Consider the following 15,659-nt stretch of genomic DNA (forward strand, 5'->3'; position numbering starts at 1 on the left):
TTAGTAACCTGAGCTGCCGCCGCCCTGCTACAATCAGCTTGTGAACAGCCAAATCGACTCAGTTCCAGGAAAATGGAGGATTTTGATATGTCATTTAAGGTTGCTTTTATCGGGGCAGGCAGTATCGGATTTACACGGGGCATTTTGCGGGATCTGCTGACCGTGCCGGAATTTAAAAATATTGAAGTTGCATTTACAGACATCAATGAGCACAATCTCGATATGGTCGCTCAGCTCTGCCGCCGGGATATCGCGGAAAATGGGTTATCAGTGCCCATCCACGCGACAACCGACCGTCGGGAAGCTCTGCGCGGCGCGAAATACATTTTGTGTACGATTCGTGTAGGCGGGCTGGAAGCTTTCGCCCATGATGTGGACATTCCCTTGAAGTACGGCGTCGATCAATGCGTAGGCGATACCCTCTGCGCAGGCGGTATTATGTACGGGCAACGCGGCATTTCCGTGATGCTGGACATTTGCCGTGACATTCGCGAAGTGGCCGCGCCGGATGCCCTATTGTTGAATTATGCCAATCCAATGGCGATGATGACGTGGGCCTGCAACAAATACGGCGGCGTGCGTACGATCGGTCTCTGCCATGGCGTCCAGCACGGGCACAAGCAAATTGCGGACGTATTTGGCCTGGAGCAACAAGAAATCGATATCATCTGCGCTGGCATTAACCACCAAACCTGGTATATCCAGATTCGGCACAAAGGCAAGGATTTAACTGAAGGACTGCTGGAGGCATTCGAGCGTCATGAGGATTTTGCCCGAACCGAAAAGGTGCGGATTGATATGCTGCGCCGCTTCGGATACTATAGCACCGAATCGAATGGTCATTTGAGCGAATATGTGCCCTGGTACCGCAAGCGTCCGGAGGAAATCAACGACTGGATTGACTTGAGCAAATGGATTAACGGAGAGACGGGCGGCTACCTGCGCGTGTGTACCGAAGGACGCAATTGGTTTGAAACGGACTTTCCGAACTGGATGAAGGACCCTGCGATGGAGTTTGTGCCGGAGAAACGCGGTCACGAGCATGGCTCGTACATCATCGAAGCGCTGGAAACAGGACGTGTATACCGCGGACATTTTAATGTGGAGAATAAAGGAATCATTTCCAATCTGCCCGCCGATGCCATCATCGAAGCGCCAGGGTATGTCGATTATAACGGGGTTTCGATGCCAACCGTCGGCGATCTGCCGCTAGGCCCGGCTGCCGTCTGCAACGTCAGCATTTCAGTCCAGCGACTGGCTGTTGAAGCAGCTGTACATGGCGATATCAACCTGCTGCGTCAAGCATTTATGATGGACCCGCTCGTCGGCGCTGTCTGCAATCCGAAGGAAATTTGGCAAATGGTCGATGAAATGCTTGTGGCTGGCGAGCCTTGGCTGCCGCAATATGCCGAAGCCATCACAGCAGCCAAGCAAAGGCTGGCCACACAGCCGCGGATAGCCACACGTGAAGGCTACCAGGGCGCCGCCCGCCTGCCTGTAAAATCAGTGGCCGACATGCAAAAAGACCGATCTGCAGCCAATGAAAATGCAGGCGAGTCCGATAAAGGCAAAGACCGGGCCAAGGCAGCTCAATAGGCGCTAGTCCTACCTGATCGGCCTGACATAGACATGATCATCAAGCCTGTTCAAGCAAAGGCACGCTTTCCAAGAAGCAGCCTTGCTTGAACAGGCTTGACACTTAATTGTCGTAGGCCGCCAGACGGTCCAGCTCGTCTTCCGACAGCTCTGTCAGCTCACGAATTGCGGCGCGGTCCAGACCCTTGGCATGCAGCTTGCGTACAATTTCCGCCTGACCCTCTAGTCTTCCCTCTAGTCTACCCTCTTCTCTCCCCGCTTCTCTGCCCTCAGCCATCAAGCTGTTAAATTCAATCAGCGCATGCTCGCGCGCTTCATACAACCGCAGCGTCTCCTCGTCTCCGCTCAGCCACTCCAGCCTTGCTTCCGTCTTCCGAATATCGGGGTCCATGCTGATCAACTCCTCCAATTGGGCTTCAGGCAGCTTCTCATCAAGAAATAATAACCAGCGATGCAGCGGATTAGCTAAGTCCTTGGGGGCCGCTTTAAATTTGGGATATTCTATAAAATGCAACTCCATAGCTTCGGTCAATAGAAAATCAGGCTCCTGGTCTTTTTTTCTATTAAGTATACCATAGTTAAGAAAAATACGACCAGTTTCTGCCGGCTGAACCAACGCTTCACCACGCCAAAAAACCCGCCTGACGGCGGGTTTTCGAGGGTATTGCCTTGATTGCTTATTTGCCCAATTGGTGAATCGGATGACCCAGCGCGCCTTCGGCAGCGTCCATCGTAATTTCGCCCAATGTAGGGTGAGCATGAATCGTCAGTGCGATATCCTCAAGCGTTGCGCCCATTTCAATTGCAAGCGTCAGCTCGGAAATCAGGTTGGAAGCTTCCGCTCCGACAACAAATCCGCCGACGAGCAGGCCGCTATCCTTGTCGCCGACAAGCTTCACAAAGCCTTCGGTTGCGTTCATGGATTGTGCGCGTCCATTGGCAGCGTAAGGGAATTTTCCGATCACGACATTGATTCCTTTCGCCTTTGCCTCCGCCTCGCTCAAGCCAACGCCGGCAATTTCCGGATCAGCAAACACGACAGCCGGAATGACCTTGTAATCAACGACGCTCGGCAAGCCGGCAATTGCTTCAGCAGCCACTTTCGCTTCGTAAGAAGCTTTATGCGCAAGCGCCGGACCTGCGACGATATCGCCAATTGCATAAATATGCGGTACATTCGTCTGGCACTGCTCGTTAACCTTGATCAGCCCGCGCTCGCCAAGCTCAACGCCAGCCAGCTCGAGCGACAGCTCGCCATCCGTATTCGGACGACGGCCAACCGTAACAAGCACGTAATCGGCGGTTACTTGCTTCTCTTCGCCTTTCACCGTATACGTTACAGTGACGTTGTCGGCAGTCTTTTCGCAAGACTGCGCCAGCGCTTCCGTTACGATCTCGACGTTCAGCTTTTTGAGATTGCGCTCAACCAGCTTGGTCAGCTCTTTCTCGAAGCCCGGGAGGATGAAATCCGAGCCTTCCAGCACCGTTACTTTCGAGCCAAGCTTCGCATACGTCTGACCCAGCTCGATACCGATGTAGCCGCCGCCGATCACGATCAGGCTCTTAGGCACTTCCTGCAGCGACAAAGCTTCGGTCGAAGACAAGATGCGGCCGCCGTAAGGGAATGCTTTCAGTTCGATCGGACGGGAGCCTGTTGCAATAATGCAATGATTGAACTTGTAGCGAGCCGTTTCGTTATCGTTGAAGAGACGCGCTTCATGCTCATTTATGAACAGCGCTTCCCCATTGAAATACTGAATTTTATTGCCTTTGAGCAGCATTTGGACGCCGCCCGTTTGCTTCTTGATGATGCCGTCCTTCCACGCCTGCACCTTGCTGAAATCAAGCTGAACGTTGTCAGCCGTAATGCCGATCGCTTCGGAATGGCTTACCAGCTCATACTGATGGGCCGCCGAAATCAGCGCCTTGGACGGAATGCAGCCGCGGTTCAAGCAGACGCCGCCAACCTCTTCCTTGTCCACGACTAGCACGCTTTTGCCAAGCTGCGCAGCGCGAATCGCCGCAACATAACCGCCGGGGCCTGCGCCAATGACCAATACGTCAATCTCTACAGATGCGTCACCTACTACCATAGCGGATTACACCTCCATGACAAGCAGCTCTGGATCAGAGAGCAGTTGTTTGATGTAGTTCATAAAGTGTTGAGCTGTAGCGCCATCAATAATGCGATGGTCGAAGCTGAGCGACAATGCCATGACCGGAGCAATTACAATTTCACCGTTTTTAACAACCGGCTTCTCGGAGATGCGGCCTGTTCCAAGGATCGCCACTTCCGGGAAATTGATGATCGGCGTAAAGAACATACCGCCAGCGGAACCGATGTTTGTAATCGTCAGCGTCGAGCCGCGCAGCTCCGAGCCGCTAAGCTTGCCGTCGCGTCCGCGTGCTGCCAGTTCCTTGATGGCTGAAGCGATCGTCCAGATGTTTTTGCGGTCCGCGTCCTGAATAACCGGCACGATCAGGCCATTGTCGGTATCGGTCGCGATCCCGATGTTGTAGTATTTCTTGTAGACGATTTCCTGCTTTTCTTCGTCGATCATCGCGTTCATCGCCGGGAATTGACGAGCGGCAGCAACCAGCGCTTTGACGATGAAAGGCAGGTACGTCAGCTTGACGCCCTTCTTCTCGGCAACCGGCTTCGCTTTTTCGCGCAGAGCGACCAGACGGGTTACGTCAACCTCGTCCATCAGCGTTACATGTGGAGCCGTATAAGCACTCTTCACCATCGCATTGGCAATCGCCTTGCGGATGCCCTTCAGCGGCACGCGCTCTTCGATACGTTCGCCGCTGACAGCGCCTGCAGCCGAAGCTGCCGCCGGTGCGGATGCTGCTGCCTTAGCCGTTTCCGCAGGCGCAGCTGCGGCGTCCTCACTTGCTGCCGGAGCAGCCGCAACGCCGCCGCCTGCCGCGAAGCCAAGCACGTCTTCCTTCGTAATACGTCCGTTTTTCCCTGTCGCCGTTACTTGCGCGATATTAACACCTTTGTCACGCGCCAGCTTGCGCACGCTTGGTGTAGCCAATACGCTGCCCGCCGACGAAGTCGGAGCGGAAGCTCCGCCCGCTGCTGCGCCGTTTGCAAGCGGCGTGTCCAGCTTGGAAGCCGCAACATTCGCCGCTACCGCGCTGCCAACCGGCTCAACGCCGCTGGCCGGAACGTCAGCGCCGCCCTTAGCCGCGTCCTTTTCCACTGCTGCAGACGAGCTTGCCGCCTCGCCATGTCCATGGCCGCCCGCTTGCTCTGGAATCTCGCCAACTACATCTATCACAGCGATCACATCGCCGATCGTGCAAACCGTACCTTCGCTAACCTTCAGCTCGACGATTTTACCTTCTACCGGAGAAGGAACCTCCACCGTCGATTTATCATTTTGAACGTCCATCAGGATCGTTTCATCATTTACAGTATCGCCAGGCTTGACATGCCACTTGACGATTTCGCCTTCGTGGATGCCTTCGCCGAGCTCCGGAAACCGGTATTCAAAAATGGCCATCGAAAACTCACCCTCCTGGTTGCTTCGTCAAATTAAAAATCAAGCACTTTGTTCAAGCCGGCTACGATGCGAGCCGGATTCGGCAGCCATTGATCCTCGACCTGGGCGAACGGATACACGGTATCCGGCGGCGTTACGCGCAAAACTGGCGCTTCAAGATGAAGAATCGCTTTTTCGTTGATTTGCGCAATGACTTCCGCGGCAATCCCCGACGTTTTTTGCGCTTCCTGCACAACAATCGCACGATTCGTTTTCTTGATCGACTCGACGATCGTATCAATATCCAGCGGGATCAGCGTACGCAGGTCGATAACCTCGACTTTCGCGCCGCGAGTTTTTTCGATTTCCTCGGCAGCCTTCAGCGACGTATGAACCATCGCGCCGTACGTAATAATGGTAGCATCCGAGCCTTCGCGAACCACGTTTGCTTTGCCGATCGGCACGGTGTACTCGCCCTCTGGCACTTCGGCGCGGAACGAACGGTACAAGTTCAGATGCTCCATGAAAAATACCGGATCATTGTCGCGAATCGCCGAAATCAGCAAGCCTTTTGCATCGTACGGGTTCGAAGGCACAACAACCTTGATCCCCGGCGTTTGCACCATCAAGCCTTCGAGCGAATCGGTGTGCAGCTCAGCAGCCTTTACGCCGCCGCCGAATGGCGTACGGATCGTAATCGGCGCTTGGTAGCGGCCGCCGGAGCGGTAACGGAGACGCGCAGCCTGTACCGCGATTTGGTCAAATGCTTCATAGATGAAGCCGATAAATTGAATTTCCATAATCGGACGGAAGCCTTGCGTAGCCATACCGACCGCCATACCGCCAATTGCGGACTCGGCCAGCGGCGTATCAAAAACGCGCTCTTCGCCAAATTCGCCTTGCAGTCCTTCCGTCGCCCGGAATACGCCGCCTACCTTACCGACGTCTTCCCCGAAAATGACGACGTTCGGGTCGCGCTGCAGCTCGACGCGCATTGCGTCTTTTATCGCTTGAATCATTGTCATTTGAGCCATGGCTGAATGTTCCTCTCCTTTACGCTTACGCTAAGTAGTCCGCTTTTTGCTCTTCCAGATGCTGCGGGGTCGTTTCGAACATGCTGTCGATCAGGCCCGGCACTGTCATTTTCTCGACGGTTTCCGCCTTTTTGATCTGCTCGGCAACCGTGTTTTTCGCTTCCTCTACGATCGCGGCTTCTTCTTCCTCGGTCCAGAGGCCTTTGCTTACCAGATAGGTGCGGAAACGGTTCAGCGGGTCCTTTTGCTCCCATTCAGCCGTTTCTTCCTTCGTCCGATATTTCGAAGGGTCGTCGCCGGACATCGAGTGCGGCAGGTAACGGTAGGTGATAGCTTCAATCAGCGTTGCGCCTTCGCCGTTGCGTCCGCGCTCAGCAGCATCCTGTACCGCCTTAACGACAGCCAGCACGTCCATGCCGTCAACTTGTACGCCAACGATCCCCGCGGAAACAGCTTTATGCGCTACGGACAAAGCGGCCGTTTGCTTTTCGAATGGCGTTGTAATCGCATAGCCGTTGTTTTGCACAACGAAAATCGAGCCAAGCTTAAATGCGCCTGCAAAGTTCAGCGCTTCGTAGAAATCGCCCTCGGAGGAGCCCCCGTCGCCGGTATACGTAATCGCAACACGTTTCTCTCCGCGTTTCTTAAAGGCCATGGCAACGCCCATCGCGTGCAAGTATTGCGCTCCGATGATGATTTGCGGCATAAGCACATGCACATCATCCGGAATTTGTCCGCCATGCTGATGACCGCGGGAATACAGGAACGCCTGGTACATCGGCAGACCATGCCACACGATTTGCGGCATGTCGCGGTAGCCCGGGCAAATAAAATCATCTTTATTCAAAGCAAACTCGCTGCCGATCATGGTCGCTTCCTGACCGGATACCGGCGCATAGAAGCCAAGACGTCCTTGGCGCGTCAGGTTAACAGCACGTTGGTCCCAAGTACGCGTGAACACCATGCGGCGCATCAGCTCGCGTAATTGATCATCGGTTAAATTCGGCATTTCCTCCGGATTGACGATTTGTCCGTCTGTCGAAAGAACGCTTAGCGGCTTCACTTCTTGTGCGCCAACAATATGCGGCTTACTCATCTTAAAAGTCACCTCTTACGGTTAGTTGGGTAATAAAGATACAAGGCTGTTGTGAACAATCAATGAACAACAAACAACTTTCTGTTATAGTAGTATTATAAACCTGTTTTCGGGAATAACACAAGAACTATCTAGATAAATACGTTTTTGTTGCTGAATATCAACTATAACAGTTTCTAAAAATGAGTATTACAGATTCATAAAATTCACAAAACTATTATAATACAATCCGGAGGTAACCCTTATTATGGAACAGGAGCTTTACTACAAACGGACCATTGTCAAGGAGCTTGTCCCTTCTGCAAGCCTCGGCGAATCGCGGCCGCTGCGCATTTATTTGCCGCCAGGCTACAACGAGCTGCTGTCTTATCCTGTCGTCTATTGTCAGGACGGCGAAGATTTTTTCAACTTCGGGCGGATCGCGACGTCGATGAACAGGCTGATTTATGATGAAAATGCGGAGCCCGCCATCATCGTCGGCGTTGATGTGGACAAACGTATACGGACAAGCGAATATTCGCCTGACGGTGAGCGCTTCTCCGCCTACTGCCGATTTTTTGCCGGGGAGCTGCTGCCCTTCGTGGAGGCCCATTACCCTGTGCGGCGCGAGCCCGACGAGCGACTGCTCGCCGGCGACTCGCTTGGCGGCACCGTATCGCTGCATCTTGCCTTAGATTATCCTAGCCTATTTACGCGTGTGCTATCCTTGTCGGGCGCTTTTTTGCTGCCTACCCAGGAGCGGCTGCGGCTTGAGGACGATTTGTCGTGGCTGGAGCTGTCGATGGTCATCGGACTTGATGAACTGGCTGTGGATACAGAGCGGGGCAGCTTTAACTTTCTTGAGGCAAACCGAATCAGCAAACAGCTCCTCACGGAGAGGAGCTGCGACGTCGTTTATGAAGAGAAGCCCGGCAAGCATGTATGGGGCTTATGGCAGCAAGAGCTGCCCTTGATGCTAAAGCGGTTTTTGTGAAAAGCCGTAGCGCTCCCGCATCTGATCCGCCATCCTCCGCACCTCGGCCGGAGACGGCAGCCACAGCCTGGACGAAGCTGCTGCCAGACCGGCAGCTGTCTGCCGGTCGCGTACGACGCGCTTGACCGCTTCGATAAAGGTTAGCGCCGGACCGCCCGAGGCAGCTTGTATGTCAAGCGCCGAGGCAGCGGGAACGGCAGCTTCCGACCCCGCCGTTCCCGCCTGCGGCTGAACGGACTCCCCTCCAAAAGCCGAACCGAGCAGCTCGCTCAGGCTCGCCATGCTGTCCTCGCTGACGCGCGGATATGCGGCGCCCGGCGTGCCTGCCGATGCCTGGTCGTAGAAGCGGCGGGCGAGCGCCGCTTTCTCGGCTCCCAGACCTTCCGCGACAATAAAGGCTTGCACGACATAGCCGTGCTGCTGCCGGCGCTGTGCAATTCCGCAAAACTTGCGGCCTCCGATACTGAGATCAAAATCACCGGGACAATAAGCGCCGGCAATTTCTCCTTTGCGCACGCCTTGTCCGGCTTGCTCCAGCGCCAGCGCAATCAGCGCATACATCCGCTCGAAATCATCGTGGAAATCAATCGCTCCCGCAGGCTTGCGCCCGATCAAAGACACATTTACGACGCCAAGATCAAGCGGCACCGCGGCGCCTCCCGAATTACGGACCGCGACGCTGTACCCGTCCTGCTCCAGCCGCTGCCCGGCCGCTCGGGCCTGCGGCAGCCTGCTGTCGCGCAGCCCCATCACGAAAGCGCGCGGGTGCCTCCAAATATGAAGCATCGGCGGACCGCCCTCTCCGACATAGCGGCACAGCAGCTCCTCCAGCGCAAATGGGTATAAAATGTCCGGCTCGCTGAAATCACAGCTCCGGTCCAGCAGCAGCAGGTCGTCTAATCCGTCTGTCTGCACGGTATCCTCCTGATTCAACACTAGCTTCCCCTCTCGACTCCCGCATTCAGCACACTCGCCGCCTGCAAGCCGATGCGATCAGACGATGCAAGCCATCGCATCCCTATCAGGCGAAGTCCGGCTGCTGACAAGCGGTCGTTGGACTACCGCTATCTTACCTAAAAAGGAGCTGCCGCAGCAACTCCGATCAAGAATACATCGAAACCCAATGTGCTCCGGGAACGATTAGGCCCGGCCCCAATCATCCCATACCATTGACCTGGCTCCCGGCTCGCTCCGCTACCCTTCCAGCCCTTCGATCTTTGTCGTGCCCCAAGGAGCAACCTTCAGGTGAACGACCAGCTGCGAAGCTTTATCCTCCAGCTCCTTGCCGGTGTTCTCTGGGACGTAATATTTCTCAATCCCGTATTTGACGCGAAGCGGGTTGAAATTGTCCGGCTGCCAGTCATACGCAACTCGACCCTTCAGCGCTACCTGCTGCTCGAATAACGCCGGTTTCTCGGCATAAGCTCCGACCGGCTCGTAATTGCCGTCAGCGCCTGGCGCAACTACCACATAAACCGCCTGCCCCTGCTTGGCCCCGACTGCCGCGCCTTTCCACTGGGAAGCCGACACCTCGCTAATCGTGTAGCTCAGCGTCACGTAATCGCCGTACAGCAGATCCCGCGGATCAACAGGAACCGTTTTGACCCGGATATCTTGTCCGTACCAGCTGACGGCATAATACGATACGGTGATGCCAGCCAGCACAAGCACCTGCAAGGCGATCAGCACGGCGGCCAGCTTCCCGCGGCTCCGCTTCGTCAGAAGTCCAGCCGCTTTCCCGGTTTCCCGATTATTCATGACGGTTTTCCTCCCCCGCTGCCTGCAGCAATCGTTTATTTCTCCGATTCAGGAACCAGCTCAATCCAATCAGCAGTACGCCGCCTACAATAAAAAACAGCGATTTGTCCATGAAATCCCACGTCAGCTTGATATAAGCAACCAGCGTGCTGCAAATGAACAAAAACGTCCCAAAATTAATTTTGAACCGCCAGCTTTCCGCATATCCGCGCCACAGCACATACAGCGAAAACATAAACAAAGCAAGCAGCACCAGCAGCGCAACGCCGGAGGACAAATACACAAACGGAATCAGCAGCACCCACTCCACGATTCCGGAAAGCTTGCCGCCGCGCAGCTTACCTGCTGCCGACAAGACAAACAGCACAGCCAGCGCCGCCAGGTACATGACTCCTGCAGGGCGAATTTCCTCCCGCAGCATCGTTTCCGACCATTCTCCGCTGGATAATACAAGAAATACGCCGAATACGTAAGCGGCGGCAAGCGGGCCGGCCTGCAGCGCGTATCCGAGGCGGCGCTCCCCCAGCCAATCACCGAGCGCATACAGTGCCATCGCCGGTATAAACATCCACATAAACGGCAGCTCGCTGGATAATGTCCAGAGCAAGGCATGGAAGGTTACGCTTAAACCGAAGCTCCAGATTAACAGCGAGCTGCGGCTGTGCCACGCATAGTAGCCCAGTCCGACCGCCATCAGTCCGAAAGCCGTATAGCTGAACGTATCAAACGAAGATACGCTGTACACCTGCGCCGTATGCGCCAGCAGCAGCGCGATCAAATATAAATAGCGGCTGCGGTACACATACGTCATCGCGATGCCTGCCCCGGCCCATAGTATAAATGAAACCGCGTTGTAGGCAACCAGATGAAACATCTGGCCGATCAGGATAATCCCAGCCCCGAAGCTGATGACGCCAAGACTGACAAGCCCAACGCCCAGTCTCGCATCGCCGCGGCGGATCAAGGCTTCGCCGCCTGCGTAGCAGCCGCACATCACCGCTACGATTAATAACAGCCGCGCCAGCTGCGGAATGTCCTGCCAGTTGGCAGCGACAAAGCTTAATATCCCTAAGGCGAGCAAAATACGGCCCAGCAGCGGGAGAATCGGCATGCCTTGCTTGCGATCGGCATACAAATCCAGAATGCGGCCAGCCTGCTCCTGCGTGATAATCCCTTTCTCTACCCATGCCGGAGCTTCACGTTCGACCCATTTGTTGCTCATGGCTTATTCACCTCTGTCCTGAACCCGCTTAGGAGGTCCTGATACTTTCAGTATACCAGCTGCTGCGCAACGGGTAAGTACTAACTTCTCCTAGTACCTTACCCCTTCTCGTCCTGCGCGTACCTGACTTTGGCGCTTCCTCCGGCCACATATTTTTTTTTGCCACGGATTCCATTATAATGAAGCTAATACGATAACCATTCCTATATTTTCGATCGTTCCCGGAGGGAGTTCAGCATGATTACAAGACGTATATTCATCAAGCAATTGCTCGCCTTGATTGCCCTCGCCACAGGCGGAGCGGCTTTATCCGATCGCTACCTGGGCAAGGAGCAAGCCGCTGCTCCGGATGTGGAGCCTGCCGCCGCCCCCCAAACGCCGCCGGAGCCGATTCCCTCTGATCAGCCGCTGCTGTCGTTTTTCCTGCTCAGCGATCTGCACATTTCCGTAGCCGATACGACGATTGGCGATAAGCTGCATGTAGCTCTGAAGGATATCAGCAAGTTCGAATCACCTGTCGACACGATCCTGTTCGGCGGCGATGTGACCGACTTCGGGCGAGACATCGAATACAAGCAGCTCAAAGGTATTCTTGACGACTACAAGCTTCCGCCGATTTACGCCAATATGGGCAACCACGACTATTACGACATCTGGCTGACGAGCCGGGGGGCCTTCTCGACGGAAACCGTACCCAACGGCAAAACCGATGCAATGTGCCGGGAACGCTTTATGAAATTTTTCGGCTATAAGGATAAGCCTTACACCGATGTGTGGATAAACGGCGTTCATCTGATTTTGCTGTCGCAGGAATTGTACGTGCAGGAGAAGCCCGATGTCGGGGAAGGCGCCTGGTATTCCGACGAGCAGCTCGCGTGGCTGGAGACACAAATGAAGGCGCATGCCGACGGCAAGCCCGCTTATATTTTCATCCATCAGCCTTTGCCTGCTGCGGGCACGGATGGAGGAACCCACCGGTTGATCCGGGCGAAGCGGTTCCGGGAAATATTGCAGCCGTACCGCAATACCTTCGTCTTCTCAGGTCATACCCACCGCAATTTTCTCAGTGAAAATCATTACAACACCGAGAATACGTTTCATTGGTTCAACAATGCTTCCGTCGGCAAAACGCGGCCAAGCGCCAACAGCAGCGCCCTGGCGATCCAAGGCATGTATGTCCAGGTGTTCCCGCATCAGGTAGTCGTGAAGGGCAGAGAATTTACAACCAAAAGCTGGATTCCCGGCTCGGAGTGGACAGTACCTGTCCAGGCTTGACGACGCGAGTTGATTCAACGAGACAAAGGTGATGAACTGTGACTCTTATTGCCCAATTCCTGCTCAACATGATCCTGATTATTACACCGATTGCGCTGGTTCAATTACTCTGGATCGACCGGCTGCGTTCCCCTGACAATTACCGGTCCAAATTTCTCGCTGCAGCCGTCAGCAGCTTGTCGTCCGTCCTGTGCATGACGTATCCGTTTAAATTGGCGGAGGGCTTCCAGTTTGATCTGCGCATCCTCGCCATTGGCGCATGCTTTATGTACGCAGGCGCGTTTCCGGCTCTGATCGTGGCCGCCGTTACGTTAGCGTACCGGCTGTCCGAGGGCTGGGGGCCGGGCGTTTACCTGACAGCACTCGCGTTCCTGCTCGCTCTGGCTTACCTGCAAGGCATCCGCTCCAAGCTGCTGGATCAGCACCGCATTCTTGAGCCGCAGACAGCCGCGCTGGTCGCGCTGACCTTGGCGCTGCTGCCCAGCTCCATTTCAACTACGTACTACCTGTTGAACGGTCATGCGTTTACGCTCCAGCTGCTGGGCTTCTATGCCGTCTACGCCGCAACGCATATGATAACGGCTATGCTGATGGTTCGGCTGGTCAAGCAAATCGTCGTCAATATCAATGCGCGCAAGCAGGTTCAGCATCATGAAAAGATGCATATGCTGAGCGAGCTGGCCGCGTCGTTCGCTCATGAGGTACGCAATCCGCTAACTGTCGCGCGAGGCTTCGTCCAGATGATCAAGCAAGGGGAAATTTCCGAAGGCAAACGACAGGTTTACGTCCAGATGGTGCTGGAGGAAATCGACCGGTCGCAGAGCATTATTAACGATTATTTATCATTTGCCAAGCCGCAAATGGAATCCATCGAGCTGCTGGACGCCAAACAGCTTATTATGAATGCTCTTCATTCACTGGAAACGTTTGCAAATCTTCGTGATGTAACCATTTCCGCCGATTTGCAGGACAAGCTGATGATCAGCGCCAATGCGGATAAATTTACCCAATGTATCGTACATCTGTGCAAAAACGGCATAGAGTCCATGCCCGGAGGGGGCACGCTGCGCATCATCGGCGCGATTCAAAGCTCTACAGTCAGCATCGACATTATCGACACCGGCATCGGAATGACCTCGGATGAAATCGGCCGGCTCGGAACGCCCTACTACTCCACAAGGGGCAAAGGCACCGGACTCGGCATGATGGTGACTTACCGGGTCATTCAGAACATTCAAGGCCGGATTGACGTAACGAGCGAGCGCGGTAAAGGCACCTGCTTCACGCTGCTGCTGCCGATGCTGCAGCCATCCAGCTACCACTAGCGGGAGCGGGCCGCCAGCACATTCATCACCTCGCGGAAAAGCCGGAGCGACTGATTCGCCCCTCCGGCAGGAACATGGCGGATCAGCACGGCGACGGCGACCTGCGGCTGATCCGTCGGTCCATAGCCGATAAACCAGTGATTTTCCCCGGCTCCGCCTTGCTCCAGCGTAACCTGAGCCGTACCGGATTTGCCGGCCAGCGGCCAGGACGCCGATTGCAGGGCGGAGCCTGTTCCGTGCTTGACGACCCCGCTCATCCAGTCAAGCAGCCGCTTCGTTGTTTCCGGATGAATCCGGACCGCAGAATCGCGGTCGGATGACATCTGTACCAGCTGAGCTTCATGGGGAGCAAATCGTTCATACAATCGGCCATTGGCGAACCGAACCTCCTGGACGACGCGCGGAGACAGCACTTGACCGCCATGCAGCAGCGTAACGACCAGATTGGCTGCCTGCAGCGGCGTCATCCGCACATCGCGCTGACCAATCGCCGTCTGGAGCAGCGCTCCCGGGTCGGAACGGTCAGCTGCTGCGGCATACGTTTGGCCGGATTGCTCGGCATCCCATTGCTTGAACTGCTCATCGACGATCGTATGGCCGGTCCAGCCAACCGGACTCGACACGCCAAGCCTTTGCGCATATTGCTCCAGCTTCGCCCCGCCAAGCCGCTGCGCCAATTGGGCAAACACCAGATTGCAGGATTCGGCGTATGCCTCCTCCACAGTCAATGCTCCGTGCCCCCCTTTCTTCCAGCAGCGGAACCCGTAATGGCCCAGCTCCCCTCCGCAATGAAATTTCTCTCCCGGCTTTACCACCTGTTCCTCAAGCGCGGCAATGGCCGTCACCGTCTTGAAGATGGAGCCCGGAGCCTCCGCCTGCAGCGCATGATTGCTCCAGCCGCTGCCGGACAAGTCTACATGCTCCGGATGAAAATACGGCCTGCTGGCCATCGCAAGCACATCAGCCGTCGCACTATCCAGCACAACGACTGCGCCGTCGCGAACAGCCGCCTGCTCCAGCTTCTGCTCAATCTGCTCCTGCAAGCCGCGATCCAGCGTCGTCATCATACGCAGCGGATAATAAGGATTGGCCGGTCGAACCGTGCGAAAATCAAGCCCGGGCAGCGGCCGCTTCTCCGCATCCGTGAACAGCGACACCGAGGTCGGCCCAATTCCGCGCAGCCAAGGCTCAAACGATTTCTCCAAGCCTGCATTGCCGATCCGGCTCGTCAGCTGCAATTCGCCGCTGTGCACCTGGTCGGTGAACTGACGGGTTATTCGTTCCGGATTTTGCCCGATATACCCGATCAGCTGTGCGGCTGGCTGCTGCGGACCGTATCGTTGCCGATAATCGGTCACTCGAAGGTCCTCCAGCCCCAGCGCGGTCAACCTGCGGGCCTGATCCGGCTGCAGCGGCAAAGGCTTGCCATCCGCCCCCGGCCACATGCGAGGAGCCAGGGTCGCCTGCTGGAAGCGGCGCAAGCCTGCAAGCGGCACGCCCAGCACGCTAGCCGCCTCCGCAAGCAGCCGCTGCCGCTCCCCGCTCTGCTCCGGTTCGCTGCGAACAGGAAACACGGTCAGCGTCTGCTGTGCAATACCGGTAAGCGGCACGCCGTGCCGGTCGACAAAATCCCCTCGGCCGCTATCCAGCACCATTCCCTGCTCACGCTGCAGCACCGAATTTTCCACCAAATCAAGCTGCCGGAACGTCCAGCTCCCGCTGGCGGCCAGCTGAATCCAGAATAACCGCAAATTCCAGATGATCAGCACCCCGATCACCCCGATCAGCATCATGAACAGGCGATGCTTCCGCACCCGGCTTTGTCCGCGCTCTCGTATGTCCTTCATCGCTGCTTCGCCCCGTCTCCAGATAAATGCTGCAGCGTCCGG

Annotated in this window: 13 protein-coding genes; 4 read left to right on the forward strand and 9 right to left on the reverse strand. The window is 55.7% G+C overall.

Annotated features, from left to right (window positions below):
• The first annotated feature begins 87 nt into the window (after positions 1-87).
• A complete protein-coding gene (locus tag AC6ROY_RS17680) occupies positions 88-1,596 on the forward strand; it encodes an alpha-glucosidase/alpha-galactosidase (RefSeq protein ID WP_500101897.1) in 1,509 nt (502 codons plus the stop codon).
• A gap of 103 nt (positions 1,597-1,699) precedes the next feature.
• Here AC6ROY_RS17680 and AC6ROY_RS17685 read toward each other — a convergent pair whose 3' ends face one another.
• Genes AC6ROY_RS17685 through pdhA form a run of 5 tightly spaced genes read right to left on the reverse strand, consistent with a single transcriptional unit; the run spans position 1,700 to position 7,217 of the window.
• Entirely contained in the window at positions 1,700-2,356 is a 657-nt protein-coding gene (locus AC6ROY_RS17685) for an Rpn family recombination-promoting nuclease/putative transposase (protein WP_500101898.1), read from the reverse strand.
• Positions 2,274-3,689, reverse strand: coding sequence for a dihydrolipoyl dehydrogenase (gene lpdA / locus AC6ROY_RS17690; RefSeq protein WP_500101899.1), 1,416 nt, complete (start codon positions 3,687-3,689; stop codon positions 2,274-2,276). Before lpdA ends, AC6ROY_RS17685 begins: the two co-directional genes overlap by 83 nt.
• 6 nt (positions 3,690-3,695) lie before the next feature.
• Positions 3,696-5,108, reverse strand: coding sequence for a dihydrolipoamide acetyltransferase family protein (locus tag AC6ROY_RS17695; protein ID WP_500101900.1), 1,413 nt, complete (start codon positions 5,106-5,108; stop codon positions 3,696-3,698).
• A 32-nt stretch (positions 5,109-5,140) separates the two neighbouring features.
• Positions 5,141-6,121 carry an alpha-ketoacid dehydrogenase subunit beta gene (locus AC6ROY_RS17700; protein ID WP_500101901.1) on the reverse strand — a complete coding sequence of 327 codons (981 nt, stop codon included), beginning with the start codon at positions 6,119-6,121 and terminating at the stop codon, positions 5,141-5,143.
• A gap of 25 nt (positions 6,122-6,146) precedes the next feature.
• Positions 6,147-7,217 (reverse strand): pyruvate dehydrogenase (acetyl-transferring) E1 component subunit alpha, encoded by a 1,071-nt coding sequence (gene pdhA / locus AC6ROY_RS17705; protein ID WP_500101902.1) that lies wholly within the window; start codon positions 7,215-7,217, stop codon positions 6,147-6,149.
• Between the two features lie 247 nt (positions 7,218-7,464).
• On the opposite strand from pdhA, the gene AC6ROY_RS17710 reads away from it, so the two are divergent.
• Positions 7,465-8,190 carry an alpha/beta hydrolase gene (locus AC6ROY_RS17710; protein WP_500101903.1) on the forward strand — a complete coding sequence of 242 codons (726 nt, stop codon included), beginning with the start codon at positions 7,465-7,467 and terminating at the stop codon, positions 8,188-8,190.
• Here the strand turns inward: AC6ROY_RS17710 and AC6ROY_RS17715 are convergent.
• The 3 genes from AC6ROY_RS17715 to AC6ROY_RS17725 form a co-directional block, all read right to left on the reverse strand.
• The gene (locus tag AC6ROY_RS17715) at positions 8,173-9,123 is read right to left on the reverse strand and encodes a lipoate--protein ligase family protein (protein ID WP_500101904.1); all 951 of its coding nucleotides are present in this window, start codon (positions 9,121-9,123) and stop codon (positions 8,173-8,175) included. The two genes, AC6ROY_RS17710 and AC6ROY_RS17715, sit on opposite strands and share 18 nt — an antisense overlap.
• Positions 9,124-9,384: 261 nt before the next feature.
• Positions 9,385-9,948: a GDYXXLXY domain-containing protein gene (locus AC6ROY_RS17720; protein WP_500101905.1), complete on the reverse strand. Its 564-nt coding sequence runs from the start codon at positions 9,946-9,948 to the stop codon at positions 9,385-9,387.
• Positions 9,941-11,170, reverse strand: coding sequence for a DUF2157 domain-containing protein (locus AC6ROY_RS17725; protein ID WP_500101906.1), 1,230 nt, complete (start codon positions 11,168-11,170; stop codon positions 9,941-9,943). Before AC6ROY_RS17725 ends, AC6ROY_RS17720 begins: the two co-directional genes overlap by 8 nt.
• Positions 11,171-11,407: 237 nt before the next feature.
• Here AC6ROY_RS17725 and AC6ROY_RS17730 point away from each other — a divergent pair, with 237 nt between their 5' ends.
• Positions 11,408-12,445, forward strand: coding sequence for a metallophosphoesterase family protein (locus tag AC6ROY_RS17730; protein WP_500101907.1), 1,038 nt, complete (start codon positions 11,408-11,410; stop codon positions 12,443-12,445).
• 38 nt (positions 12,446-12,483) lie between these two features.
• A complete protein-coding gene (locus AC6ROY_RS17735; RefSeq protein WP_500101908.1) occupies positions 12,484-13,770 on the forward strand; it encodes an ATP-binding protein in 1,287 nt (428 codons plus the stop codon).
• Here the strand turns inward: AC6ROY_RS17735 and AC6ROY_RS17740 are convergent.
• Positions 13,767-15,617, reverse strand: a complete 1,851-nt coding sequence (locus AC6ROY_RS17740; protein ID WP_500101909.1) for a peptidoglycan D,D-transpeptidase FtsI family protein — start codon at positions 15,615-15,617, stop codon at positions 13,767-13,769. The two genes, AC6ROY_RS17735 and AC6ROY_RS17740, sit on opposite strands and share 4 nt — an antisense overlap.
• Positions 15,618-15,659 lie beyond the last annotated feature (42 nt).

Source organism: Paenibacillus sp. sg306046, assembly GCF_059821225.1.

What these genes read in the sequence shown, in the direction of transcription:
- AC6ROY_RS17680 (WP_500101897.1), top strand. Translation starts at nt 88, where the DNA reads ATGTCATTTAAGGTTGCTTTTATCGGGGCAGGCAGTATCGGATTTACA.
- AC6ROY_RS17685 (WP_500101898.1), bottom strand. Translation starts at nt 2,356, where the DNA reads ATGCTCACCCTACATTGGGCGAAATTACGATGGACGCTGCCGAAGGCG.
- lpdA (WP_500101899.1), bottom strand. Translation starts at nt 3,689, where the DNA reads ATGGTAGTAGGTGACGCATCTGTAGAGATTGACGTATTGGTCATTGGC.
- AC6ROY_RS17695 (WP_500101900.1), bottom strand. Translation starts at nt 5,108, where the DNA reads ATGGCCATTTTTGAATACCGGTTTCCGGAGCTCGGCGAAGGCATCCAC.
- AC6ROY_RS17700 (WP_500101901.1), bottom strand. Translation starts at nt 6,121, where the DNA reads ATGGCTCAAATGACAATGATTCAAGCGATAAAAGACGCAATGCGCGTC.
- pdhA (WP_500101902.1), bottom strand. Translation starts at nt 7,217, where the DNA reads ATGAGTAAGCCGCATATTGTTGGCGCACAAGAAGTGAAGCCGCTAAGC.
- AC6ROY_RS17710 (WP_500101903.1), top strand. Translation starts at nt 7,465, where the DNA reads ATGGAACAGGAGCTTTACTACAAACGGACCATTGTCAAGGAGCTTGTC.
- AC6ROY_RS17720 (WP_500101905.1), bottom strand. Translation starts at nt 9,948, where the DNA reads ATGAATAATCGGGAAACCGGGAAAGCGGCTGGACTTCTGACGAAGCGG.
- AC6ROY_RS17725 (WP_500101906.1), bottom strand. Translation starts at nt 11,170, where the DNA reads ATGAGCAACAAATGGGTCGAACGTGAAGCTCCGGCATGGGTAGAGAAA.
- AC6ROY_RS17730 (WP_500101907.1), top strand. Translation starts at nt 11,408, where the DNA reads ATGATTACAAGACGTATATTCATCAAGCAATTGCTCGCCTTGATTGCC.
- AC6ROY_RS17740 (WP_500101909.1), bottom strand. Translation starts at nt 15,617, where the DNA reads ATGAAGGACATACGAGAGCGCGGACAAAGCCGGGTGCGGAAGCATCGC.